The 24,645-nt window shown below is 54.2% G+C and carries 19 protein-coding genes and 1 pseudogene; 12 read left to right on the forward strand and 8 right to left on the reverse strand.

Annotated features, from left to right (window positions below):
• The 4 genes from fhuC to hrpB all read right to left on the reverse strand — a co-directional run bounded on the left by fhuC (nt 1) and on the right by hrpB (nt 8,899).
• A complete protein-coding gene (gene fhuC, locus ACJY2G_RS06815) occupies nt 1-813 on the reverse strand; it encodes a Fe3+-hydroxamate ABC transporter ATP-binding protein FhuC (RefSeq protein ID WP_112287815.1) in 813 nt (270 codons plus the stop codon).
• 206 nt (nt 814-1,019) lie between these two features.
• Nucleotides 1,020-3,248, reverse strand: coding sequence for a ferrichrome porin FhuA (fhuA, locus tag ACJY2G_RS06820; protein ID WP_430318794.1), 2,229 nt, complete (start codon nt 3,246-3,248; stop codon nt 1,020-1,022).
• Between the two features lie 352 nt (nt 3,249-3,600).
• Nucleotides 3,601-6,231: a bifunctional glycosyl transferase/transpeptidase gene (mrcB, locus tag ACJY2G_RS06825; RefSeq protein WP_439291587.1), complete on the reverse strand. Its 2,631-nt coding sequence runs from the start codon at nt 6,229-6,231 to the stop codon at nt 3,601-3,603.
• A gap of 226 nt (nt 6,232-6,457) precedes the next feature.
• The gene (gene hrpB / locus ACJY2G_RS06830; RefSeq protein WP_430319097.1) at nt 6,458-8,899 is read right to left on the reverse strand and encodes an ATP-dependent helicase HrpB; all 2,442 of its coding nucleotides are present in this window, start codon (nt 8,897-8,899) and stop codon (nt 6,458-6,460) included.
• A gap of 96 nt (nt 8,900-8,995) precedes the next feature.
• Between hrpB and thpR the strand changes: the two genes are divergently transcribed.
• The 6 genes and pseudogenes from thpR to folK all read left to right on the forward strand — a co-directional run bounded on the left by thpR (nt 8,996) and on the right by folK (nt 14,290).
• The gene (gene thpR / locus ACJY2G_RS06835; protein ID WP_430318792.1) at nt 8,996-9,538 is read left to right on the forward strand and encodes an RNA 2',3'-cyclic phosphodiesterase; all 543 of its coding nucleotides are present in this window, start codon (nt 8,996-8,998) and stop codon (nt 9,536-9,538) included.
• A 48-nt stretch (nt 9,539-9,586) separates the two neighbouring features.
• Entirely contained in the window at nt 9,587-10,306 is a 720-nt protein-coding gene (gene sfsA / locus ACJY2G_RS06840) for a DNA/RNA nuclease SfsA (RefSeq protein WP_112287809.1), read from the forward strand.
• 244 nt (nt 10,307-10,550) lie between these two features.
• Nucleotides 10,551-11,006 carry an RNA polymerase-binding protein DksA gene (gene dksA, locus ACJY2G_RS06845; RefSeq protein WP_112287808.1) on the forward strand — a complete coding sequence of 152 codons (456 nt, stop codon included), beginning with the start codon at nt 10,551-10,553 and terminating at the stop codon, nt 11,004-11,006.
• A gap of 62 nt (nt 11,007-11,068) precedes the next feature.
• Complete coding sequence (gene gluQRS, locus ACJY2G_RS06850) at nt 11,069-11,938, forward strand: tRNA glutamyl-Q(34) synthetase GluQRS (RefSeq protein ID WP_120161129.1); 870 nt, start codon at nt 11,069-11,071, stop codon at nt 11,936-11,938.
• A 474-nt stretch (nt 11,939-12,412) separates the two neighbouring features.
• A pseudogene (gene pcnB / locus ACJY2G_RS06855) lies at nt 12,413-13,814 on the forward strand (polynucleotide adenylyltransferase PcnB); the annotation flags it as partial.
• The gene (gene folK, locus ACJY2G_RS06860; RefSeq protein ID WP_430318791.1) at nt 13,811-14,290 is read left to right on the forward strand and encodes a 2-amino-4-hydroxy-6-hydroxymethyldihydropteridine diphosphokinase; all 480 of its coding nucleotides are present in this window, start codon (nt 13,811-13,813) and stop codon (nt 14,288-14,290) included. The pseudogene pcnB and the gene folK, both read left to right, overlap by 4 nt.
• Nucleotides 14,291-14,295: 5 nt before the next feature.
• On the opposite strand, the gene qseC is transcribed toward folK, so the two are convergent.
• Together qseC and qseB are read right to left on the reverse strand one after the other, a co-directional pair.
• A complete protein-coding gene (gene qseC / locus ACJY2G_RS06865) occupies nt 14,296-15,654 on the reverse strand; it encodes a quorum sensing histidine kinase QseC (RefSeq protein WP_167459664.1) in 1,359 nt (452 codons plus the stop codon).
• Nucleotides 15,655-15,668: 14 nt separating this feature from the next.
• Nucleotides 15,669-16,355: a quorum sensing response regulator transcription factor QseB gene (qseB, locus tag ACJY2G_RS06870; protein WP_120161136.1), complete on the reverse strand. Its 687-nt coding sequence runs from the start codon at nt 16,353-16,355 to the stop codon at nt 15,669-15,671.
• A 158-nt stretch (nt 16,356-16,513) separates the two neighbouring features.
• Here qseB and panB point away from each other — a divergent pair, with 158 nt between their 5' ends.
• The 3 genes from panB to panD all read left to right on the forward strand — a co-directional run bounded on the left by panB (nt 16,514) and on the right by panD (nt 18,665).
• Nucleotides 16,514-17,308, forward strand: coding sequence for a 3-methyl-2-oxobutanoate hydroxymethyltransferase (gene panB / locus ACJY2G_RS06875; RefSeq protein ID WP_112287803.1), 795 nt, complete (start codon nt 16,514-16,516; stop codon nt 17,306-17,308).
• Nucleotides 17,309-17,322: 14 nt separating this feature from the next.
• A complete protein-coding gene (gene panC, locus ACJY2G_RS06880; RefSeq protein WP_113876381.1) occupies nt 17,323-18,177 on the forward strand; it encodes a pantoate--beta-alanine ligase in 855 nt (284 codons plus the stop codon).
• 107 nt (nt 18,178-18,284) lie between these two features.
• Nucleotides 18,285-18,665 (forward strand): aspartate 1-decarboxylase, encoded by a 381-nt coding sequence (gene panD / locus ACJY2G_RS06885; protein WP_112287801.1) that lies wholly within the window; start codon nt 18,285-18,287, stop codon nt 18,663-18,665.
• Between the two features lie 224 nt (nt 18,666-18,889).
• Here the strand turns inward: panD and ACJY2G_RS06890 are convergent, their stop codons facing one another.
• Nucleotides 18,890-19,660 carry an ABC transporter permease gene (locus ACJY2G_RS06890; protein ID WP_095924696.1) on the reverse strand — a complete coding sequence of 257 codons (771 nt, stop codon included), beginning with the start codon at nt 19,658-19,660 and terminating at the stop codon, nt 18,890-18,892.
• Nucleotides 19,660-20,583 (reverse strand): ABC transporter ATP-binding protein, encoded by a 924-nt coding sequence (locus ACJY2G_RS06895; RefSeq protein ID WP_112286855.1) that lies wholly within the window; start codon nt 20,581-20,583, stop codon nt 19,660-19,662. Before ACJY2G_RS06895 ends, ACJY2G_RS06890 begins: the two co-directional genes overlap by 1 nt.
• 133 nt (nt 20,584-20,716) lie before the next feature.
• On the opposite strand from ACJY2G_RS06895, the gene can reads away from it, so the two are divergent.
• The 3 genes from can to ACJY2G_RS06910 all read left to right on the forward strand — a co-directional run bounded on the left by can (nt 20,717) and on the right by ACJY2G_RS06910 (nt 24,317).
• Complete coding sequence (gene can, locus ACJY2G_RS06900; protein WP_056774718.1) at nt 20,717-21,373, forward strand: carbonate dehydratase; 657 nt, start codon at nt 20,717-20,719, stop codon at nt 21,371-21,373.
• Nucleotides 21,374-21,728: 355 nt separating this feature from the next.
• Complete coding sequence (locus ACJY2G_RS06905; protein ID WP_439291588.1) at nt 21,729-23,507, forward strand: hypothetical protein; 1,779 nt, start codon at nt 21,729-21,731, stop codon at nt 23,505-23,507.
• 15 nt (nt 23,508-23,522) lie between these two features.
• On the forward strand, nt 23,523-24,317 hold the full coding sequence (locus ACJY2G_RS06910) for an autotransporter outer membrane beta-barrel domain-containing protein (RefSeq protein ID WP_439291594.1): 795 nt from the start codon (nt 23,523-23,525) through the stop codon (nt 24,315-24,317).
• The last annotated feature ends 328 nt before the right edge of the window (nt 24,318-24,645 follow it).

Raw genomic sequence — 24,645 nt, forward strand, 5'->3', positions numbered from 1 at the left:
TCAGTATACGAAGCTCACCGGTGCGCCACCCGCAGGATGCGGCAAAATGCCCATCGGAATGCCATAGATTTGTTCGAGCACGTCACCGCGCATCATTTCTTCAGGTTCACCCTGAGCGATCATCTCGCCGCCACGCAGCGCCATCAGCTGGTCACAATAGCGGGCTGCCATATTCAGGTCATGCAGCACCGCAATCACGGTGAGGCCCTTTTCACGGCTCAGACGCTGGATCAACGCCAGAACGTCTTTCTGATGGGCGATATCGAGCGCCGAAGTCGGTTCGTCGAGCAGCAGGCAGCGGCTGTCCTGCGCCACCATCATCGCCAGCCACGCACGCTGACGTTCGCCCCCGGACAGGCTGTCGACCAGACGATGTGCAAAGGGTTTGAGGCCCACCAGTGAAATCGCTTCTTCGACTTTTTCTTTATCGTGATGTTTGAAACGCCCGAGCGCGCCGTGCCAAGGATAGCGGCCAATCGCCACCAGCTCCTGCACGGTCATGCCTTCTGCCGCCGGAAGTTGCTGCGGCAAATACGCGACCTGCCGCGCAAAAGCTTTGCTGTCCCACTGCGCCAGCGGCGTTTCATTGAGGTAAATCGTTCCGGATGTCGCCGCCTGATGACGTCCCAGCATTTTTAACAACGTCGACTTCCCTGAGCCATTGTGACCAATCAGCCCGCACACTTTTCCTTGCGGGAAAGTCAGTGACAGTGGCGCAAGAAGCGTGCGGCCCGGGACGGCAAAACTCACATCCTGCAGACGAAAGACGCTGTCTGGCAGCGGGGAAGACGGATGTACGTTGTTATCAGGCATAAGATTTTCTACGTCGACATCTGGTTGAGAACAGGAAACGGGCACGACCAGCGTGCCCGGATTTGACTACGTCACTGCTACGATACCCTGAATAATTCAGTTTGCAGGAAGGCGACAAGTTCGCGAATCCCCGGGAGCTTAGTCAGCTAAGTGACCGGGGTGAACGAACGCCGTCAACGCATCTGCGGCCTGAAGTATGACGGGTATCAGAAGCGGAATGTGGCCGTTGCAACCACCTGACGATCTGAACCCCAGTAACAGGCGTAATCGCGGTAGCAGCTGGCGACATATTCGCGATCCAGCAAGTTGTTGATGTTCAGACCCACGGAAGAACCTGGCAGGCCGAAGCGACCCAGATCGTATTTCACTGTGGCATCTACCAGCGTATAGGACGAAACGTTGAAAGCTTCATTCTCTCTGGATGCATTCACACCGTTCGCCGTGTAGAAACTTGAGCTGGCACCGACATAACGCACACCGGAACCGAGTGTCAGGCCGCTGAGCGCAGTTTCGTGGAAGGTATAATCCGCCCACAGAGACGCCATATTCGCCGGTACTTCAACAGGACGCTTGCCTTCGAAATTGGTGTCATGGGTGTATTTTGCATCGGTGTAGGTGTAAGACGCCGTCACGTTGATGTTGGCGTTAACCGCGGCTTTGGCTTCGAGTTCCACACCTCGTGAACGTATTTCACCAGACTGAACGCTAAAAGCGGCATCAGCAGGGTTGGCCGTCAGGTTTTTGTCTTTTGTCAGCTGGTATACGGCTGCCGTCAGGCTGATCGGACGATCGTTCGGGATGTATTTGATCCCGGCTTCGTACTGTTTGCCCATTGAAGGATCGAATGGCTTCCCTTCTTTGGTCGCGCCTGCGGTCGGTTCAAAGGATTCGCTGTAACTGAAGTACGGAGAAATACCGTTGTCGAACAGGTAGTTCAGACCGCCACGCCAGGTGAACTGCTCATCGTTGATCTGCGACGCGCTGTTGGTCGTGCGGGTAAAGGTTGAGCTTTTCGCGAAGTCGTAACGACCGCCAACAGTCAGGATCCACTTGTTCCACTCCGCCTGATCCTGCACATACAGACCGGTTTGTTCCTGACGATTAAGGATTTCGTACGGGAAGTACAGGGAAACGTTGCCATTACCGTATTGCGGATTCGCCAGATTCAGGTTACTTGCACTGCCGTAGTCTGCGTCAATATCGTTACGCATACGCATGTAATCAACACCAGCCAGCACGGTATGATCGATATCGCCGGTGCCGAATTTGGCCTGTGCCTGTGTATCGACATCAAAGTTCGCCAGCTTCTCTTTGGACTGAACATAGCTGCGCGTAATGTTGCCGTTACCGAGGTAACCGAAGCCGTAAACGGATTTATATTCGGTATCGAGTTTGGTGTAGCGCAGGTTCTGACGCACCGTCCAGGTATCATCAAACTGATGCGCGAAGCTGTAACCGACCATTTTCTGGTTGCGGGACATGCGGTTACCCGCTTCACCTTCGTTGAAATCTGTCGGGAGTTTATGTGCTTTACCGTTGGCGTCGTAATACGGCACCACGGTACCTTCACGCGGCAACCAGCCGTAGTAACCGGCATCCGGATCGTTCTGGAAATTGCTCAGGAAGGTAAAGTCAGTTTTATCATCAGGACGCCATGAGAAAGACGGGGCAATGGAATAACGTTTCTCTTTCGCCATTTCCTGTTGCGCATCCTGACTGCGCGCCACACCGGTCAGACGGTAGGAATACACGCCTGCATCATCAATGGCATCGCTGAAATCAAATCCGGTCTGGTACAGGTTGTCTGTACCCATTTTAAACTGCACTTCTTTCAGCGGTTCAGTGGTCGGGCGCTTGCTGACCATGCTGACAACGCCGCCCGGATTGCTTTTACCGTACAAAACGGAAGAAGGCCCGCGCAGTACTTCGACACGTTCAAGCATGTACGGATCCATCGATACTTCAGAATAGTTATCGCCCTGAAGTTTGATGCCGTCGAGATACTGGTTGGTGTTAACAGAGGTGAAGCCGCGGATTGCCATGGCGTCGATGGTGTTAGAACTGCCGCGACTGGCAAAGACACCCGGCGTATAACCCAGGGCTTCTTTCACCGTCACCGGTTGCTTCATGTCCATTTCTTCGCGAGTCACCACGGAAACAGATTGTGGTGTCTTCACCAGTGGGGTATCGGTTTTTGTACCGGTAGCGCTATGTTTTGCTGCGATGGTCGCCGCAGGGCCCCATGCAGATTCCTGTGCCGCTTCGGGAGCAGAAGAAGCCGTCACATTAATGGTATCTTCCTTCGCAGGCGCGGTGGTGGCGGCACCGGCGTAAAATGCGGCAGTACCCAGTGTTGCGGTAATGGTTAAAGCTAACGTCCGACGCTTAAATGCGCCTTTTGGGACAGAATTTGAAAGCGAGCGTTGAGAAGCCATTGCATAATCTCTGGAGTGGAAATGGGAATGTAAACGATAATTATTATTATGACCGTCGCATATTATGCGCAATGCTTGCCCGCCTGCAACACTAATTCACATATAGATCGTCTGAATGAATAAAAAATATCCCCATGTTAAACATGGGTAAAAACGCCTATAAATTAAACGGGAATGAATGTGACGGGTTTGCGGAAAATGTAAAACGTGGCGGGTTAATTTGCGTTATGAATAACAATTAAAAAGGGCACGATTTTCATCGCACCCTTTTTTGTAATTAATCCAATATCCTAAATCATTCAAGTTGATTTAAGGCAGCCAACGCCGAGCCAGCCTGAAGGATGACGGATATTTAGTTGCCTGAGCCAAACATATCCTTAATCCAGCCCGCAACGCCGTTGCTGTCTTTCTTCTCATCCTGAGATTGTGGCTGTTGTTGTTGCCCGGATTGCTGTTGTTGCTGCTGCATCTGTTGCTGTTGTTGCTGCTGCTGTTGCTGAACAGCGGTCACAGAAGCCTGGCACATGGCATCAGGGGAATCCGTCCAGACCGGAATGGAACGCGTTGCGCCACCGCCGCCCAGCATTCCGCCGCTGTTGTTGCCACAGACAAAGTTACCGCTGCCATCAATGTTCATCGTGCTGATGCCTTCCGGCATTTGCAGATCCAGAGGCTGCGGCGTGCCGTTCTCCAGATAACGTCCGTACAGTACCAGCGCACCGGTTGAACCCCACAGTTTGGACGGGCCGTTGTTATCGCGGCCAACCCAGGTAATCGCCACCTGATTGCCGTCGATGCCCGCAAACCAGCTGTCACGCAGTTCGTTGGAGGTACCCGTTTTTGCTGCCAGATGCAGTTTCGGGAACTTGTTCGCCAGCGCGCGCGAGGTCCCTTCCTGCACAACCTGCTGCATCGCATACAGCGTCAGATACGCCGCCTGAGATGGGATCACGCGAACCGCCTGCGGGAAGCTCTGATAAAGTACCGTGCCGTCTTCCGCAATCACCGAGCGCACCGCGGACAGTGGCGCTTTGTTACCGCCGCTGGCAATGGTCTGGTATTCCTGCGCAACTTCCATCGGCGTCAGTGCAATCGCACCAAGCAGCATCGACGGCGTCTGATTCAGGGATTCTTTCGGGATCCCCAGATTGATCAGCGTTTGGGTTATGTTATCCAGCCCTACCGCCATACCCAGATTTACCGTCGGGACGTTCATGGAACGCGCCAGCGCATCCACCAGCAGAACCTGACCACGGAACTGATGGTCATCGTTTTTCGGTGACCACGTCTGACCATTTGCCAGTTTCAGCGTCAGCGGCTGGTCGGCCAGAATGGTGTTCAGACGGTATTTGTCCGGCTGAGAAAGCGCGGTCAGATAGGTCGCCGGTTTAGCCAGAGAACCCACCTGACGACGCGCCTGCATCGCACGGTTAAAGCCTGCGAACTGCGTTTCCGCGCCGCCGACCATCGCCCGTACTTCGCCGGTATAACGGTCAACAATGACCATCGCGGTTTCGATGTCATTCAGGCCGCTTTTCTTACGCAGTAACGGAATGCCTTCTTCGACCGCTTTTTCCGCCGCATCCTGAGAAATAGGATCCAGCGTGGTGAAGATTTTCACCCCTGACATGTCCTGAACTTTATCGCCCAGTTTGGCCTGAAGCTCCTGACGCACCATCTGCATAAACGCAGGCTGAGGCGAAATCACGCCGCCTTTCGGCTGCACGCCAAGCGGACGGGCGCTGAGCATGTCATACAGTTCCTGATCGATAACTTTCTGATCAACCAGTAAACGCAGCACCAGATTACGACGCTGCAACGCCATTTGCGGGTTACGCCACGGGTTATACAGCGACGCCCCTTTCACCATGCCGACCAGCAATGCCTGCTGATCCAGACTCAGTTCATTCACCGGGCGGCCAAAGTAATACAGGCTCGCCAGCGGGAAACCGCGGATCTGATCGGAACCGCTCTGGCCGAGATACACTTCGTTCAGATACAGCTCAAGAATGCGGTCTTTGCTGTAATCCGCGTCCAGCAGGATCGCCATAATGGCTTCACGTGCTTTACGGCTCAGTGAACGTTCGTTGGTCAGGAACAGGTTTTTCACCAGCTGCTGTGTCAGTGTAGAACCGCCCTGCACCGCATGACCGGCGGTCAGGTTTGCCAGCACCGCACGGCCGATGGAATAGAAGTTGATGCCATCGTGTTCATAGAAATGACGGTCTTCCGTTGCCAGCAAGGTATCGACCAGCAAATCCGGGAAACCGGAACGCGGCACGAACAGACGCTGTTCGCCGTTAGCATTCGACGCCTGCAACATGGTGATCAGACGCGGGTCGAGGCGGAACAGCCCGAAATCACGCTGATTATCCAGATTTTTAATTTCTGCAAGGCTGCTGCCATCAAACATCAGGCGGGCGTTCACCTGCCCTTCTTTACCTTCCGGGAAATCAAACGGACGACGCAGCAAATCGATGTAATTCGCGTGCACCGTAAATTCGCCCGGACGGGTGATACGCGTCACTTCGCGATACTGCGTACCTTCCAGCAATCCGACCATCTCAGCTTTGCTGATCTGCATGTCCGGCTCAAGGTTTACCTGACGACCATACACCGCCGCAGGCAACTGCCAGACTTTACCGCCATCAATGCGGTCATGGATTTGTTTGTTGAGGTAAAACGCATAAATCCCGAGCAGAATAAGAAAAACGATGAACAGTTTGACTAACAGCCAGAAAATACGGCGCTTCACACTCTTTTTTCCGCCTTTTTTGGCTTTACGCGGCGCTGCTTTACGGCTCATGCGCGATTCCTGTTCTTCTTCGTACTCATCGTCATCCTCATACTCGTCATCGATTTCTTCTTCATAATCATCGTAGTCGTCATCCCGGCGGCTACGGCGAACGGGACGAGCCCGCGCAGGCTTCCGCCCGGCAGGTTTACCTTTACGGCCAATCGGCTCGCGATCATCGCCAGACATCAGTCAATCTCCCAACGTGCTGCTGTGTTCGTCATAATGATTCTGCTTAGCTGAGTCATTTTCATTTTTGATTTCAAAAAAACACTGTATTTCAAAAAGATACTGTTGATGGCCTGAAGTTCAGGCCGCAAGGCGCTTACTCTGTGCCCCGCTCATGATTTCGCCCAGAAGAAATGTCTGAAAAATCGCCCCTTTCCTGCACAATTTTTAAAAGCTCAGACAGACATCAGGACGCATGTTTTTTCGTCCGGCGCGTAGGCAGCGCCTCCGCCGGATTGTCCGGCCACGGATGTTTCGGATATCGCCCTTTCATTTCTTTTTGCACGTCGCGGTATGATCCCTGCCAGAAAGCGGCCAGATCGGCTGTTATCTGCAACGGACGCTGTGCCGGTGACAATAACTCAAGCACCACCGCAACGCGGCCTTCCGCCAGTTGCGGGCTGCGCTGCTCGCCGAACATTTCCTGCATCCGCACCGAAAGTGCCGGTGGCTGGTCTGCATGATAACGGATTGGCAGACGACTGCCAGTCGGCACGGTGTAATGTGTCGGTAATGCACTGTCAAGACGCTGACGTTGTTGCCAGTCCAGCAACCTTAATAAGGCATCATGCAAATCAACCTGTTGCAGTGATTTTAACGAGCGAACGCCCTGTAAAGACGGCTGCAACCAGCGTTCCAGACCGTCGAGCAAAGCCTGGTCGTCGGCAGCCGGCCAGTCGGCCTCAGGCAGCCATTTTGCGGCACACAGAAGCCGGAGTCGCAGTTGTTCTGCCGCTACCGACCAGTTCAGCGCCTGCAAACCCTGTGTGCGGATCCAGTCGATCAACGCCTGTTGCAGTTCTTCGTCATCCGGCTTCGCCAGCGGATTCGCTTTCAGCACCAGCCGGCCAATCTGCCAGCGTCGCCAGGCGCGCAGGGTGCCTTTTTCTTCATCCCATTCCACCGCCGTCTGTTCTTTAACGACATCGGGAAGGCGCGACGGAAGTTGCGTGATATCCAGCGAGACAGCCAGCAGAATGCGGGCATCCGGGCTGTTGTTGCCCTGTAATAACTGCGGGGCGACCAGCCACGGCGCGCGGGTTAACCCGTCGTCCTGCGGCAAAGACGCACCCAGTCCGTTCGCCAGCAGATAGCGCCCATCTTCGCCGCGCCGCTGCGCAATGCGGTCACTGAAAGCGCGGGCCAGCAGCCACGGTGCAAGGGAAGCATCCGGTTCACCGTTTTTTGCACCGGTGCGCTGCGCCAGCTGTTTCGCCCGCCGCTGCCAGTTGCCCTGCGGGCGGCTGAACCAGTAATCGATATCCGGTAATCCGCCGCGTGGCGGTTCTTCGAGGATGGCGGCCAGTAAGGCTGCCGTTGCCAGTGCGTCCGGACTTTGTGTGGCAGCCGCAATCAGCATCGCCGCCAGCCGTGGCTCACAGCCAAGCTGTGCCATACGTTGTCCGGCGGCGGTAAGTTTTCCCTGCATATCGGTGGCACCGAGCTGCTGTAACAGATTTTTGGCAGCAGATAATGCGGCGACAGGCGGCTTGTCCAGCCACTGAAGTTGCGCCGGATCCTGACAGCCCCACTGCAACAACTCCAGCCAGAAACTGCTCAGATCGCTTTGCAGAATTTCCGCTTCGGCCTGCGCACTGGCGCGTTCAGCCTGCTCTTTGCTGAACAGATGCCAGCACAATCCCGGTTCAAGACGTCCGGCACGCCCCGCGCGCTGAGTCATCGACGCCTGACTGATGCGCTGCGTCACCAGCCGCGTCAGGCCGCTGCGCGGATCAAACTGCGCGCTGCGCTCCAGACCGCTGTCCACCACCAGACGGATACCTTCGATGGTCAGACTGGTTTCCGCAATATTGGTCGCCAGCACCACTTTGCGGCGTCCTGCGGAGGAGGGCTGAATGGCTTTTTGCTGTTGTTCCAGCGACAACGCGCCGTACAACGGACAGAGATCGACATCCTCCGCCAGCCTGCCGTTCAGCAGATTTTGCACGCGGGTAATTTCAGAAACACCCGGTAAAAACAGCAGCATCGAGCCGTGATTTTCGCCCATCAGACGGCTGACAACGCGCGCCACGCCTTCGTCCAGCCGTTCGTGCGTGGCAAGGGAAAGATACTGCCGCTCGACCGGGAAACTGCGGCCTGCGGATTCAATCACCGGCGCATCCGGCAATAAAGAAGACAGGCGCAGATTGTCGAGCGTCGCCGACATAATCAGGATTTTTAAATCATCGCGCAGCGCATTCTGCACATCGAGTAATAACGCCAGCGCCAGATCGGCCTGCAAACTGCGCTCATGGAATTCATCGAGGATCACCATCGACACGCCGGTCAGTTCAGGATCCGCCTGCACCATGCGGGTCAGAATACCTTCAGTCACCACTTCAAGGCGCGTTGCGGCACTGGTTTTGCTTTCAGCGCGCATACGATAACCCACGGTCTGCCCCGGCGTTTCACCCAGCTGTTGCGCCAGACGGAAGGCGACATTTTTTGCCGCCAGACGACGGGGTTCGAGCAGCAGAATTTTGCCCGGCAAATTAGCCTGTTTGAGCAACTGCAACGGCAGCCAGGTCGATTTACCGGCACCGGTCGGGGCAAGCAAAAGCACCTGCGGCGCCTGCTGCAGTGCGGCTAATAGCGGTTCAAGTACGGCGCTGACCGGCAAAGAAGGCAATGAATTCACCATGAGAGTTAACTTTAAACGGCGGGCATTGTAGCATTTAGCCCCACATCCGGCATGTTGCCGTGATTCGTCTTAACAGGAATTTCTATGTCTGCCGAACGCCGCCTGTTCTTCGCCTTATCTCTGCCTGCAAAAATGCAAAAGCAGGTGATTAAGTGGCGTGCGGATAATTTTCCGGCGGAAACCGGCCGCCCCGTCGCAGCCGCTAATCTGCATATTACGCTGGCATTTCTCGGTGAAGTCAGCGCCCTCAAGGAAGCCGCGCTGACCCGCGTCGCCGGGCGCATTCAGGGGCAAAAATTCAGCCTGATACTGGATGATATCGGCCACTGGCCGGGTTCCGGCGTGGTATGGATTGGCACCCGACGCGCGCCCAACGCATTGTTGCAGCTGGCGTCCGTATTGCGATCCCACGCAGCGCGCAACGGGTGTCATCAGAGTACACTGCCGTTCCACCCGCATGTGTCGCTGTACCGCAATGCGACGCGCCCGGTCACTATTCCTCCGGCCACACCTGGCTGGCAACTGGATGCCACCGAATTCAGTTTGTACGAATCGCTGTTTGAACGGGGACGCACCCGTTACCACTGCCTGCAAACCTGGCCGCTGGGCGATATGCAGGAAACCTGATCTCTTTTAGCATTCTCTTTGACCAGAGTATTTCACACGGAAACCCTCATGCATTTCGAGCCTGCGCTTCAATCTGCCACTCTCATTAAACGTTACAAACGGTTTCTCGCCGACGTGATCACGCCCGATGGCACCGAACTGACCCTGCACTGCGCCAACACCGGCGCGATGACCGGTTGCGCGACACCCGGCGACACCGTCTGGTATTCCACGTCCGACAATCTCAAACGCAAATATCCGCACAGTTGGGAACTGACGGAAACACAGCAAAATCACTGGATTTGCGTCAATACGCTGCGGGCCAATCAGCTGGTACGCGAAGCCATTATGGCGCAACGCATACCGGAATTATCCGGTTACAGTAAACTCACATCAGAAGTAAAATACGGCACCGAAAATAGCCGTATAGACTTGATGTTACAGGCAGAAAATCAACCTGACTGCTATATTGAAGTGAAATCTGTCACGTTGCTGCAAGAGGGACGGGGATTCTTTCCCGATGCAGTCACACTGCGCGGTCAGAAGCATTTACGCGAGTTACAGTCGATGGCAGAACAGGGGCAGCGGGCGGTACTTTTCTTCGCTGTTTTACATTCAGGCATTGAAAGCGTGTCCGCAGCACACCATATTGATCCGCGTTATACCGAATTACTGACGTATGTTCAAAACAAGGGTGTTGAGGTGATGTGCTACGGTGCCGAACTTTCTGCTGAGGGTATCCGCCTCACAGAAAGATTACCGCTGGTGACGACATCAGTCAGTCAATAAAAAGAGTTCGGATAACCCTGTAATTACCTGTCGGCGGCATAAAAAACAGGTCGCGAATACGCTTTTCCTCACAGGCTTGTCAAGCACCTGCGAGGAATAATTGCCAACCTCGTTGCCTTCTGTTATTTATAGCGGCCTGATTTTTTCCCCCGTTGGGGATCGAAATGTTCGAAGCCTGCATGTTGCAGTCATATGCGGCATAAAAAGCGGATGAACATAGTGCGTGTTATGTAGGAGAAGCATCATGCAAGAAGGCCAAACCCGTAAGACGTCGTCCTTGAGCATTCTCGCTATCGCTGGGGTGCAGCCGTATCAAGAGAAGCCGGGCGAAGAGTACATGAACGACGCTCAGCTGGCTCACTTCAAAAAGATTCTTGAAGCATGGCGCAATCAGCTCAGGGATGAAGTAGATCGTACCGTTTCACACATGCAGGAAGAGGCAGCTAACTTCCCTGACCCGGCTGACCGGGCAACACAGGAAGAAGAGTTCAGCCTTGAACTGCGTAACCGTGACCGTGAACGTAAGCTGATTAAAAAGATTGAAAAAACACTGAAAAAAGTGGAAGACCAGGATTTCGGATATTGTGATTCCTGTGGCGTTGAGATTGGCATCCGCCGTCTTGAAGCCCGTCCTACCGCTGATTTGTGTATCGACTGTAAGACTCTGGCAGAAATCCGCGAAAAGCAGATGGCTGGCTAAGTTTCGGGTCCCACGCGGTGCGTCATGCACCGCGTTCCCTTTTAACGCCATACCCCATTTTTATGCCGCAAGAACAACACTACACTGGCCGTTTCGCCCCCTCACCTTCCGGTGACCTTCATTTCGGTTCTCTGATTGCCGCGCTTGGCAGCTATTTGCACGCCCGTTCGCAAAACGGCAAATGGTTAGTGCGCATCGACGATATCGACCCGCCGCGTGAAATTCCGGGCTCCGCTGACCGCATTTTAGCCACGCTCGAACGCTACGGACTGGAGTGGGATGGCGAGGTCGTCTGGCAGTCAAAACGTCATGACGCCTATCGTGCCGCGCTGGACTGGCTGTATCAGCAGCAAAAAAGCTATTACTGCACCTGTACCCGCCAGCGTATTTCGCAAACCGGCGGAACCTACGACGGCCATTGCCGTGATTTAAATTTAGGTGCAGAAAATGCCGCCATCCGCCTGCGCCAGACGCTGCCTGTGTACGGTTTTGATGACGATTTTCAGGGGCATTTACAGGCCAGCGCGAAACTCGCTGAAGAAGACTTTATTATCCGCCGCCGTGATGGCCTGTTTGCCTATAATCTGGCGGTGGTGGTAGATGATCATTTTCAGGGTGTAAATCACATCGTGCGCGGTGCGGATCTGATTGAACCGACCGTGCGCCAGATTTCCCTTTACCGGCATTTAGGTTATCCGCAGCCCGGATACCTGCATTTACCGCTGGCGCTCAATGAAAATGGCGATAAGCTTTCCAAGCAGAATCACGCGCCCGCGTTGCCGGAAGGCGATCCCCGTCCGGTTATCATTAACGCATTGAAATTTTTAGGCCAAAGGCTGCCGGAAAACTGGCAGGATTACACTTTGCCTTTATTATTACGCTGGGCGACAGCACAGTGGACGACAGCCGATATCCCGCATCAGGGGCGCTAATGCTGCGCAGATGTGACATCGGCATTCTCAAAGCGGCTACTGTGAGCTATGATTAGCCGCTGTTTTTGCGTCACGCCAATTTTTTCAGTCACTATCGAGGTGTACCATTTTTACCCGAGTAGCCAATTTTTGCCGTAAGGTGCTAGTTCGTGAAGATAAAGTCGTTCGTGAAGAAAAGGCTGTTCATGACGAAGCCGCGCTTCATGGAGAACCTAATCGCGAGGAAAATCCCCGTCGTGATCCGTCTCCTGTGGCCGAAGGCAATGTGAAGGCAAAAAATCCTGAACGTCGTGACAACGAGCAACGCCGTGAAAATCGCGGCCGTCGGGATGACAACGCGAACCGGGGCGACCGCCGCAATAATAACAACCGCCGCTCTTCTTCCCCTTATCAGCCTCGTGGCGAACGCAGCGATTCCCGTGGCGATCGTCATCACGATCAGCGTACTGACCGTAATGAATCGCGTAACGAACCTCGCGCTCCGCGTCCTTCTGTCGAACACGTACAGAAACCGCGTCCGTCATTTGATTACGCCGGTGAAACCCGTGCGATGACCATTATCCCCCGCGATGAGCACAATATTTCTCGTCGTGATATCAGCGAAAACGCCCTGAAAGTCCTTTACCGTCTGAACAAGTCTGGCTTTGAAGCCTTCCTGGTTGGCGGTGGCGTGCGCGATTTGCTGCTGGATAAAAAACCAAAAGACTTCGATATCACCACCAACGCCACGCCGGATCAGGTGCGTAAACTGTTCCGCAACTGCCGTCTGGTCGGTCGTCGTTTCCGTCTGGCTCACGTGATGTTTGGCCCGGAAATCATCGAAGTCGCCACCTTCCGTGGTCACCACGAACAGCACGAAGAAACCGACGATAAAAACGTGTCCCAGCAGGCGGTCAACGGCATGCTGCTGCGCGATAATATTTTCGGCACCATTGAAGACGACGCCCAGCGCCGTGACTTCACCATCAACAGTTTGTATTACGGCGTTGCTGACTTTACCGTTCGCGATTACACCGGCGGTCTGCGCGACCTGGAAAACGGCATCATTCGTCTGATTGGTGATCCGGAAACCCGTTACCGCGAAGATCCGGTCCGTATGCTGCGCGCTGTGCGTTTCGCCGCCAAACTGGACATGAAGATCAGCCCGGAAACCGCCGAGCCGATCCCGCGTCTGGCTACGCTGTTGCAGGAAATTCCGCCAGCGCGTCTGTTCGAAGAATCCCTGAAGCTCTTGCAGGCCGGTTACGGCTACGAGACATACAAAAAGCTTTGTGAATACCAGCTGTTCCAGCCTTTGTTCCCGCTGATTGCCCGCCAGTTTACTGAGCAAGGCGACAGCCCGATGGAACACATTCTGATCCAGGTGCTGAAAAATACCGACCACCGTCTGCATAACGATCAGCGCGTCAACCCGGCGTTCCTGTTTGCGGCAATGCTGTGGTATCCGGTGATTGAGCACGCACAGAAACTGGCGCAGGAAGGCGGTCTGACATATTACGATGCCTTCGCGCTGGCAATGAACGACGTGCTCGACGAGCAGTGCCGTACGCTGGCCATTCCGAAACGTATTACCACGCTGGTGCGTGACATCTGGGCGCTGCAACTGCGTCTGTCACGTCGTCAGGGTAAACGCGCGCACAAGCTGATGGAACATCCTAAGTTCCGTGCAGCTTATGATTTACTGGTGCTGCGTGCTGAAGTCGAACAACACCGCGAACTGCAAAGTCTGGCGCAGTGGTGGGGCGAGTTCCAGGAAGCCACACCGGCTTCACAAAAAAGTATGCTGGGTACGCTCGGTGACGATGCGGCACCGGCACGCCGTGCGCGTCCGCGCCGTCCGCGTAAACGGGCTCCGCGTAAGGATGGCGGTCAATGATCCGCGTTTACCTGGCTCTGGGCAGTAATCTTGCCCGTCCGCTTGACCAGGTAAATTGTGCGCTGGAGGCGCTGGCACATTTGCCGCGCACCCGCTTTGTGGCCGCATCACCGTTTTACCGCAGTAAACCGCTGGGGCCACAAGATCAACCTGATTATCTGAATGCGGTGGTGGCACTTGATACGCTGTTACCGCCGGAAGAGTTGCTCGATTGCACGCAAGGGATCGAGCAAAATCAGGGACGCGTTCGCAAAGCCGAACGCTGGGGACCGCGGACGTTAGATCTCGATATGCTGATCTATGGCGATCAGGTGATCAGTACCGAGCGTTTAACAGTGCCGCATTACGATATGAAAAACCGCGAGTTTATGCTGTATCCGCTGGCCGATCTGGCGCCGGATCTGGTGTTTCCGGATGGCGAAACGCTGCAAAGCCTGCTCGCACGCGTTCCGCTCAACGGCCTGACTAAATGGTAAGTCGCTCAGCGGCTTACCCGTACGATCAATCCCCCTTCTGCTTTGTTCTCATAGACTACTTTCAGCTGATGTAACTGCGCGATCCTCTGTACGATCGAAATCCCCAGACCGCTGCCGGTTTGTTCCTGTCCCGGTGGCCGGTAAAAACGCTCGCCGAGTCTTGCCAGATGTTCATCGCTGATCCCCGGCCCCTGATCTTCAACCGTCATTCCCCACGGTTTCAGTCGCACCGTCACGCAGGTTCCGGCCGGTGAATAACGGATCGCGTTATCCAGCAGATTGCGCACCATCAGCGAAAGCAGCAGCGACTGGCCCCGCATTTCAGGCGGCGCGCCCTGCTCTTCAAAACGTAATTCGATACCTTTGCCGTGCGCACGATAATCCTGTTCCGCCAGACTTTGAGCGACCAGCGAAGGCCAGTCGATCCGTTCCAGTTCTTCCGGAGCGGAGAAACTTTCCAGCCTTGAGAGCGTCAGTAACTGATCCACCAGCCGCGTGGCGCGATCGATGCTGGTGGTCAGATTTTCCAGCGCATGTTCACGCATTTGGGCGTCATCGCCGGAAAGCTGCACCACTTCCGTTTGCACCCGCAACGCCGCCAGCGGACTGCGCAGCTCGTGGGCGGCATCCGAAGTGAACCGGCGTTCGCGTACCAGCATTTCACCGGTACGGGCAAACAGAGAATTCAGCGCATTCGCCAGCGGCAGCACTTCGCCGGGCAGAGAGTCCGTGACTATCGGCGTGGAATCTTCCGGCGAACGCTGACGCAATCCTTGCGCCACGCGACGCAGCGGACGCAATTCCAGCGTAACCATCACTATGAGCGCCAGTAACAGTACCGGCAGCGAGCCCAGCCACGGCGTCAGTTGTCCGCTGACCAGACTCCAGGCCATATCATTGCGATAATCATATTCCTGCCCGACGGCCACGCGATATTGTCCGTCCGGCGACGTCAGCCAGACCATCCGCCAGGTATCGCTGTCACCTCTCAGTTCCGCATCGACAAAGCCCTGCGTATCACCATCGAAGCGAATGCGTTTGCCGTTCTCACCATCATTAAGCAGCATTTGCCCGTGAAGGTTAAAAATAGCAAAGGTCAGCGCATCGTCATCGGTATGACCGCGTGATCCTTTGCGCACCATTTTTTTGGTATCCGGCAGTTCGGCGTCTTTTGAGAGATTCAGGCGATCGCCCAGCCCGGTGGCGGCAAGACGTTTGGCGAACAGCATTTGCTGAGTATCGAAAACTTCATTGATGTGTTTGCGGGTCTGATGCCACGCCACGCCGCTGGCAATCATCCAGGTCAGCAGCGCCAGTACCGAGAAAAGCAGGATCAGACGCAGGCGCAGGCTGAGGTTTTTCAGTTTCTTCACCCGCTTCACGCCTCCCCTCCTTCACCTGTTTTTATCTCATCGCCCAGCGTATAGCCCACGCCATGGACGGTGCGAATAAAACCTTTGCCGAGTTTGCTGCGCAGATGGTGAATATGCACTTCCACGGCGTTGCTGCTGACCTCATCGTCCCAGTTGTAGAGTTTTTCCTGGATGAGCGTACGCGCCAGCACGCGGCCTTTGTTGTTGAGAAACAGCTCCAGTACCGCGACTTCACGCGGGGTAAGCGTCACCGCTTCTCCGTTAAGCATCACGCTGCGGGCTGCGGGATCAAATTCTATCGCGCCATGAATGACTTTTGGCGTCACTACGCCGTGACGACGGCGGATCAGTGCCTGCAGGCGCGCGGCAACTTCCACCAGTGCAAAAGGCTTACACAGATAATCATCGGCACCGGCCTGCAGGCCACCGACCCGCTGCTCGAGCGCATCACGGGCGGTGAGGATCAGCACCGGCGTATCGCGTCCGGCCTTACGCCATTCGCGCAACAGATCCATTCCGTCCATGCCCGGCAGGCTCAAATCGAGGATCACTGCATCGTAAGGCGCGCTGTCGAGCGCCGCTTTGCCCGTCACGCCGTCGGTAAACCAGTCCAGTGTAAAACCTAATTTTGTCAGCCCGGCTTTGATACCGTCGCCGATCATCTTGTCGTCTTCAACTAATAGAATTCGCATGGTTCCCTCCGTTTTTGCCATTATAGCTGACGCTTCTTAATCACTTCTTAAGAGCGGGATCAACGTCTCTGCGAGTGATCGTGCTGTCTGACTTTCCACTCATACAGTAGAATACCGGCATCATATTCATCCGATGAATTATTCAAAGGAACGTGTTCATGAAACCAACAACGCTGAGCCAGCTTCGCCAATGGAAGCAGGAAAAACATAAATTTGCGACCATTACCGCGTATGACGCCAGTTTCGCGCAACTGTTTGCTGAACAAGGCATCTCTGTGATGCTGATCGGTGACTCACTGGGCATGGTCGTTCAGGGCCAGGATTCCACGCTGCCGGTGACGGTCGAAGAGATTGCTTACCACACCCGCTGCGTGCGCCGTGGCGCGCCTCACGCGTTATTGCTGGCTGACCTGCCGTTCATGAGTTACGCCACGCCTGAACAGGCGTTTGAAAGCGCTGCCGTGCTGATGCGCGCGGGCGGCAATATGGTCAAACTCGAAGGCGGCAGCTGGCTGTGTGATACGGTCAGAATGCTGACCGAACGCGCCGTGCCGGTGTGTGGCCATCTGGGGCTGACGCCGCAGTCGGTGAACATTTTCGGTGGCTACAAAGTTCAGGGACGCGATGAAGTCGCCGCCAATCAGCTGATCAAAGATGCGATGATGCTCGAAGAAGCCGGTGCGCAGTTGCTGGTGCTGGAATGTGTGCCTGTCGAACTGGCCCGCCGCGTGACCGAAGAACTGAGCATTCCGGTGATCGGCATTGGCGCGGGCAATGTGACTGATGGACAGATTCTGGTAATGCATGACGCATTTGGCATCACCGGCGGCCATACGCCTAAATTCGCCAAAGACTTCCTCAGCGAAGCCGGTGACATTCGTGGCGCTGTGCGTTTGTATGTCGATCAGGTCGCGCAAGGCGTGTATCCGGGCGAAGAACATTCCTTTAAATAAGCGGGAGAAGGCTGGTGTTAATAATTGACAGCGTGGCGCTGCTGCGTCGCGAAATCCGTGATTTTCGTAAGAATAACAAACGCATCGCACTGGTGCCGACGATGGGCAACCTGCACGAAGGCCACATGACGCTGGTGGAAGAAGCCAAAGCGCGTGGCGACGTGGTGGTGGTGAGTATTTTCGTCAACCCGATGCAGTTCGAGCGCGCGGATGATCTTGAACGTTACCCGCGTACCTTGCAGGAAGACTGCGAGAAGCTGAATAAGCGCGGCGTAGATCTGGTATTCGCCCCGTCGCCTGCGGAAGTTTATCCGAAAGGTCTGGCAACCCAGACTCAGGTTGATGTGCCGGTGATTTCCACCATTCTGGAAGGCGCGAGCCGTCCGGGACATTTTCGTGGCGTCTCAACCATCGTCAGCAAACTGTTCAATCTGGTGCAACCGCAGGTCGCCTGTTTCGGGCAAAAGGACTTCCAGCAACTGGCACTGCTGCGCACGATGGTGGAAGATATGGGATACGACATCGAGATTGTCGGCGTGCCGATTGTGCGTGCCAAAGACGGTCTGGCGCTCAGTTCCCGTAACGGTTATCTGACTGCCGATGAACGTAAAATCGCCCCTCAGCTGAACAAGATCATGAACGCGCTGGCACAACGTCTGAGCCAGGGTGAACGTCATACCGACGAAATGTTGCAGGAAACCGCGCAACAGCTCCGCGAAGCGGGTTTCACACCGGATGAACTGTTTATCCGTGATGCAAAAACCTTGCAGGAGTTATCCGTCGACAGCACCTCTGCGGTGATCCTGATGGCGGCCTGGCTGGGTAAAGCGCGACTGATTGATAATCAGGAAGTTGATCTGACGCAGTAGACAGCGCAGGTCAAATGGACAACTATGTTGGCCGCCGGAAACTTCGGACTTTTAGACTGTCCGCCCGGCGGATCCCCAGACTTTTTACGCACGAAGGGTCACACGGAATGGTACGTACAATGCTGCAAGGCAAACTGCACCGGGTTCACGTCACTCAGGCAGATTTGCATTACGAAGGCTCCTGCGCCATCGATCAGGATTTTCTTGATGCCTCAGGCATTCTGGAATACGAAGCAATTGATATTTATAACGTTGCCAACGGTCAGCGTTTCTCGACTTACGCCATCGCGGCAGAACGCGGTTCGCGGATTATTTCGGTGAACGGTGCGGCAGCGCGCTGTGCCTGTGTCGGCGACCTGCTGATCATCTGTTCTTACGTGCAGATGTCAGATGAACAGGCCCGCCAGCACAAACCGAAAGTGGCCTATTTCGAAGGTGAAAACCAGCTGAAACGCACCGCCAAAGCCGTGCCGGTTCAGGTGGCCTGATAAAACGCCTTCCCCTGCGAAGGGGGGAGGGAGCTAATGGTGTTTCGCACTCAGCTGCAATACAACCTGAACTGATTTTGGTTTTGCTCCTCCCCCTGCGAAGGGGGAGGTTGGGAAGGGGTTTTAAATACAAAGCAATGAGTTAAAGCACACCTTTAATTTAGTTTTTGACCTTAATACCCCACCCCAACCCTCCCCTTCGCAGGGGAGGGAGCACAGAAAAATCAACTTCTCAGACCACGCCCGCGTTCGATCAAGTACCACGCCAGCAAATAAAACACCGCAATAAACGCCACCAGCACGCTCATGGTGAACACCAGCGGCACGTCTGAAATCCCCAGGAAACCGTAGCGGAAACCGCTGATCATGTAGACGATCGGGTTCAGCTTGGAAACCGCCTGCCAGATTGGCGGCAACAACGACAGCGAGTAGAACACGCCGCCAAGATAGGTCAGCGGCGTCAGCACGAACGTCGGGATCAGGCTGATATCGTCAAACGTTGTCGCAAATACCGCGTTCAGTAAACCGCCCAGCGAGAACAGGATCGCAGTCAGCAGTAAGGTCAGCGCGATGATCCACCAGGAGTGGATCACCAGCGGCACGAAGAACAACGAGATCGCCGTGACCAGGATCCCCACGCAGATCCCGCGCGCCACGCCGCCGCCGACATAACCGGCGATCACCACGTGCGTTGGCACCGGCGCGACCAGCAGTTCTTCAATGTTGCGCTGGAATTTAGCGCTGAAGAACGACGACGCCACGTTGGCGTAGGAGTTAGTGATCACCGCCATCATGATCAGCCCCGGCACGATAAACTGCATGTAGGTGAAACCGTGCATGCTGCCGATCTGTGAACCGATCAGGTTACCGAAGATGATAAAATACAAGGTCATGGTGATGACCGGCGGAACCAGTGTTTGGATCCAGATCCGGCCAAAACGGTTGATCTCTTTCATCCAGATACTTTTGAGTGCCACCCAGTACAATTGCGACATTATTTCTTTTCCTCACTGCCGTTCACCAGCGTGACAAACAGCTCTTCCAGACGGTTCGCCTTGTTACGCATACTTAATACCTGCACGCCCTGCTTGCTCAGCTGGCTGAACAGGGAATTCAGTCCCTGCTCGCGCATGACTTCCACTTCCAGCGTTGACGTGTCCGTCAGCTGGCTACGGTAGCCTTCGAGCACCGGCAGCGGGCTTTTCGCGCCTAAATCCAGAATGAACGTTTCGGATTTCAGCTTCGACAACAGCTCTTTCATACTGGTGTTTTCCACCAGCTGGCCGCCCTGAATAATGCCGATATTACGGCACAGCATTTCCGCTTCTTCCAGATAGTGCGTGGTCAGAATGATAGTGGTGCCCTGCGCGTTCAGCTCTTTCAGGAAGCCCCACATGGAGCGGCGCAGTTCGATATCCACGCCCGCCGTGGGCTCATCGAGGATCAGCAGTTTTGGCTCGTGCATCAGCGCACGGGCGATCATCAGACGACGTTTCATCCCGCCGGAGAGCATGCGCGAACGCTCGTTGCGCTTGCCCCATAAATCCAGCTGTGTCAGATATTTTTCCGCACGTTGCAGTGCCAGCGGACGTGGCACGCCGTAATAACCGGCCTGATTGACCACCACCTGCATGACGGTTTCAAACGGGTTGAAGTTGAATTCCTGCGGCACCAGACCTAACTGGCGTTTAGCATTCACAATATCTTTATCAATGTCATAGCCAAACACCTGCACTTTGCCGGCAGTTTTGTTGACCAGTGAACTGATGATACCAATGGTGGTGGATTTACCCGCACCGTTCGGCCCAAGCAGGGCATAAAAATCGCCAGCTTCGACGCGCAGATCGATTCCACGCAAAGCCTGTACACCACCGGCGTAAGTTTTGGTTAACTTTTCCAGTTCCAATGCATAATTCATAAAGGGAGCGTACCTTCTTGTGAAAACCCTGTTGTAGGAATGAGTAAGTGGAGATGCCGAATCTGTTTGAAAAGTCGGGGCATTGCCCTATATTACCCCATCGCAGTGAGCTCGTTACAGGCTATTGACCTCCATGAATGACATAGAAAGACTCATCAGTAACAACGCAGCCTGGTCTAAAACCATGATTGACGAAGATCCTGGTTTCTTTGAACGCCTTTCCCAGTCTCAAAAACCCCGTTTCTTGTGGATTGGCTGTTCCGATAGCCGTGTCCCCGCCGAGCGACTGACTGGCCTGGAGCCGGGCGAACTTTTCGTTCACCGTAACGTCGCCAATCTGGTCATCCACACCGACCTTAACTGCCTGTCCGTTGTGCAATATGCTATCGACGTGCTGGAGGTCGAACACGTGATTATCTGCGGTCACTACGGCTGTGGCGGTGTGCAGGCGGCGGTTGAAAACCCTGAACTGGGTTTGATCAATAACTGGTTGTTGCATATACGGGACATCTGGTACAAACACAGTTCCCTGCTGGGCGAACTGTCGCCAGAAAAACGTCTCGATAAATTGTGCGAACTGAATGTGGTCGAGCAAGTCTACAACCTCGGTCACTCCACGGTGATGCAATCGGCCTGGAAACGCGGCCAGAAAGTCACGCTGCACGGCTGGGTTTACGGCATTCAGGACGGACGACTGCGCAACCTGGAAGTTGACGCCACCAGCCGCGAAACGCTGGAACAGCGCTACCGTCAGGGCGTCTCCGCCTTGCTGAACGGCGACCCGCAATAACAAGCCGCACTACTCTACCGAATTTCAAAAAACAAAAGGCACAAAAATGTGCCTTTTTTACCATTTATTTTTCCTGCACTTACAACGCGATCACTATAAATCAATGCGTTATATGCGGTGTGTCTTTGACGCCGATGCTGGCCTGAGCCGGGCGGATAAATGGCTGCGTCGGTAAAATCAACGATTAACTCCCCGGAATATCGTTATCCCATCCGAAATATAATCAATAGCCCCCTTGGCTGGCTATTACCGTTTCCCCGCCTACTATTATCTGTGAGCATTACTTATGGGGCGGTTCTGCATCCTTTTTGCTCATTATTATTAATGATTAATTTTTCTGGGGAAGGATAAATATTTGAAAACAAAAATGAAGTTATTTGTCTTTAGTGGGATCGCTGGCAGCTATGGGTTATTTAATCCTGTAAATGCTCTGGCAGCCTGTAGCCCCGCAGCGGGGAATGACGTAAGCATAATCTGTGATGGAATAATCAATACGCAGCAATCCTTTACTGATGCAAGTGGTATCACAGCGACGATTATTCCTCGTACGCAAATTGATCTTACTGCACAGGATACGCCTGCCTTTTATTTCAATACCTCATCCAGCAGCCTTCAAAACCAGGGCAATATTACAACAGACGCTATCACCAGTGATGGGGTGGCTTTAGAAACCCTCAATGCGTTCACTTTAATTAACGACGCCTCCGTGGGCACCTCGGGCAGCAATTCCAACGCCGTCCATCTGTCTGGTGTTTTTGATAGCACGATTACCAATAACGGACAGTTAAGTACAACGGGGAACGTCAGTTCAGGGATCCTGTTGGATGCAAACATCGGCAATAACACCTTAAATAACAATGGAGTTATTACCACTACCGGTGCTCAATCCCATGGTATCTGGGTAACAGGAGAGAGCCGGAACATCACAATTAACAATAGCGGAAGCATCACAGCAAGCGGTCCTGGCAGTTCCGGTATCTTCGTTGATACGGCCACAACTACGGCTGACGACGTCGCGGTGGTAAACCGCTCCTCAGGTGTGATCTACTCTGAGACTGACGATGGTATTAACTTTAGCCGTGATTCAACCGGTACCATTGATAACGCCGGGATAATTGAAGCGGCAGATAGCGGCATTGCGTTGCAGGATAACGCGCAAGTTTCACGCATTATCAACGATGGGATTATTGCTGCCGGGCGCGGTGGGATTACCCTTGACGATACCAGCGGAACCAATTTACTGCTTAACCGCGGCGTTATTGGTTCAATCGAAGGGGATGCGATCCGTGTCAGCGAGACCAGTACCGTGACTAACGGAATTAATAATGAAGGCATTATTATTGGCAGGGTTGATGCTCCCACAACGAATATGAGCAACAGTGGTCTGTTTGATTTGCTCAATAATAATTCCCCTTCACGAGTCGCCAACTACAGCCAGTCTTCAGATGCCTTCTTAGCTCTGCAGGCTGAGAATTCCACTAATTATGGGCAACTGCAGGTTGGCGGAACGGCATCGCTGGCGGGTAATACCATTGTGGTCACCAATGGTAGCCTGGACTTTAGCAATGGTGATGTATTGAGTGATGTGGTTACCGCCCCGAGTATTGTGGGCACACCGACATCGGTGATTGATGACTCTCTGCGCTTCCAGTTTGTGCAGGAGCTGACACCCACGAGTTACTCATTACGCATCGTCGATACGGGACTTACCAGCGTAAAAGAAGCGGTCACCACACAAACCGCCTCACCGACGGCTTCACGTATCGGTGGCGCTATCGACCAGATTATAGCCAAAACAACTTCCGCTGGCGAAGGCACTGGTTCGGGTACTATTCCCGGCACAACCCCGGAAACCAGCGGCAACGGTAACGAGTCCAGCTATTGTTCTGGCGCGTTAGGGGCGACGGTCTGTGCCATCACGTCCTCATCCAATGCACAACAGGTTTACCGTAACGTGGTGCAGTTAGGGCCGTTGATGAACGGTATGCTGCCCTATGCCGAGTTAAATAATGCGCGTGCCTTTGGCGATATCGTGGACTCACGTCAGGACTCCGTGCGTGAGTTTGGTCAATACGAAGAGTTTAATCCCGAGAAGTACTTATGGATCAGACCGGTAGGTCGCTGGGATAACTAGGAACAACGTGGTGGTCTGGATGGTTATAAATCTGATACTCGCGGTATCGCCATTGGTGCCGATGTGCCGGTATTAGAACAGGTTCGCGTGGGCGTGGCAGTGGGTACCAGCCGCACCGATGTGAAGGATACTTCAGACGATTTCCGCCATGATGCGCAGATTGAAAGCTGGAATACTTTGCTTTATGGCAGCTTTGACTTCACCCCGGCCACATCCCTGACCTGGAAAGCGGGCTACGGCCGCGACACCGTTGACGGTAATCGTTACCTGAACATCATTAACCCGTCCTCATCTGACCTGGCTTTTGGCGGCGTGGCGCGTTCCAGCTATGACAGCCATAACGTGCAGGCAGGCTTGGGTTTACAGAGCATCTTCAATCTGACTGACAACTTAACCCTGACGCCGATAGTGCGTGGCGACTACTACAGTATCAAGGACAAAGGCTACACCGAGAAAAATGCCAGCGATCTGGGTCTGGATGTGGATGGGCAGACCCTTGAAGCGATGATTGTTTCCACCAAAGCCAAGCTGGGCTTGCAGGTGTCTGACATTGTGAATGTGCACGCGACGGCTGGTGTGGGGTATGACACCATCAATGACCGTAGCGCCAACCGAATCGCATTTACCGGCAGCCCTGATACCCCGATCACCTACCAGAGCATGGAGCAGAGCCCGTGGATTGGGATGGCGGGCGTAGGCGTGACCGCCAAGTTCACTGACCAACTGGACGGCACCGTTCAGTATGATTCAGAGCAACGCTCCAGCTTCTTCAGCCAAAGCGTTGCCGTTAAGGCACGTTACGCTTTCTGATAACAATCTGAATTCACTGAATCACCTAAGCCACCCGCATCCGCAGGTGGCTTTTTTCTTGCCTTACTCCAGAGGGCTATGATGGGGTCCGCCCGGGAAACGAAGAATATCCTGCGCTAAGCCTTCTTTTATGCAGACAGCACAGGCGAGGTGGGACCAACTCCAGCCCCGCTTTCCCCCTCAGTGGATTGAAGGAAATTGCGTCCTGCTGGGAGTCCGGAGTATTGAAAGCACTAAATATAATTACTTTAAGAATCAACATATAACGAAACGTTTAATTCTCTTGACTTGAAAGGTTCCTTTATGCGACTTATGCCCTGGTCATAAG

Origin of the sequence: Rahnella sp. ATs2, from assembly GCF_051851855.1 — a bacterium.
Taxonomy (GTDB): domain Bacteria; phylum Pseudomonadota; class Gammaproteobacteria; order Enterobacterales; family Enterobacteriaceae; genus Rahnella; species Rahnella variigena.

What these genes read in the sequence shown, in the direction of transcription:
- sfsA (WP_112287809.1), top strand. Translation starts at nt 9,587, where the DNA reads ATGCATTTCGAGCCTGCGCTTCAATCTGCCACTCTCATTAAACGTTAC.
- fhuC (WP_112287815.1), bottom strand. Translation starts at nt 813, where the DNA reads ATGCCTGATAACAACGTACATCCGTCTTCCCCGCTGCCAGACAGCGTC.
- can (WP_056774718.1), top strand. Translation starts at nt 20,717, where the DNA reads ATGAATGACATAGAAAGACTCATCAGTAACAACGCAGCCTGGTCTAAA.
- panD (WP_112287801.1), top strand. Translation starts at nt 18,285, where the DNA reads ATGGTACGTACAATGCTGCAAGGCAAACTGCACCGGGTTCACGTCACT.
- gluQRS (WP_120161129.1), top strand. Translation starts at nt 11,069, where the DNA reads ATGCCGCAAGAACAACACTACACTGGCCGTTTCGCCCCCTCACCTTCC.
- mrcB (WP_439291587.1), bottom strand. Translation starts at nt 6,231, where the DNA reads ATGTCTGGCGATGATCGCGAGCCGATTGGCCGTAAAGGTAAACCTGCC.
- fhuA (WP_430318794.1), bottom strand. Translation starts at nt 3,248, where the DNA reads ATGGCTTCTCAACGCTCGCTTTCAAATTCTGTCCCAAAAGGCGCATTT.
- thpR (WP_430318792.1), top strand. Translation starts at nt 8,996, where the DNA reads ATGTCTGCCGAACGCCGCCTGTTCTTCGCCTTATCTCTGCCTGCAAAA.
- dksA (WP_112287808.1), top strand. Translation starts at nt 10,551, where the DNA reads ATGCAAGAAGGCCAAACCCGTAAGACGTCGTCCTTGAGCATTCTCGCT.
- ACJY2G_RS06890 (WP_095924696.1), bottom strand. Translation starts at nt 19,660, where the DNA reads ATGTCGCAATTGTACTGGGTGGCACTCAAAAGTATCTGGATGAAAGAG.
- qseB (WP_120161136.1), bottom strand. Translation starts at nt 16,355, where the DNA reads ATGCGAATTCTATTAGTTGAAGACGACAAGATGATCGGCGACGGTATC.
- ACJY2G_RS06895 (WP_112286855.1), bottom strand. Translation starts at nt 20,583, where the DNA reads ATGAATTATGCATTGGAACTGGAAAAGTTAACCAAAACTTACGCCGGT.
- panB (WP_112287803.1), top strand. Translation starts at nt 16,514, where the DNA reads ATGAAACCAACAACGCTGAGCCAGCTTCGCCAATGGAAGCAGGAAAAA.
- folK (WP_430318791.1), top strand. Translation starts at nt 13,811, where the DNA reads ATGATCCGCGTTTACCTGGCTCTGGGCAGTAATCTTGCCCGTCCGCTT.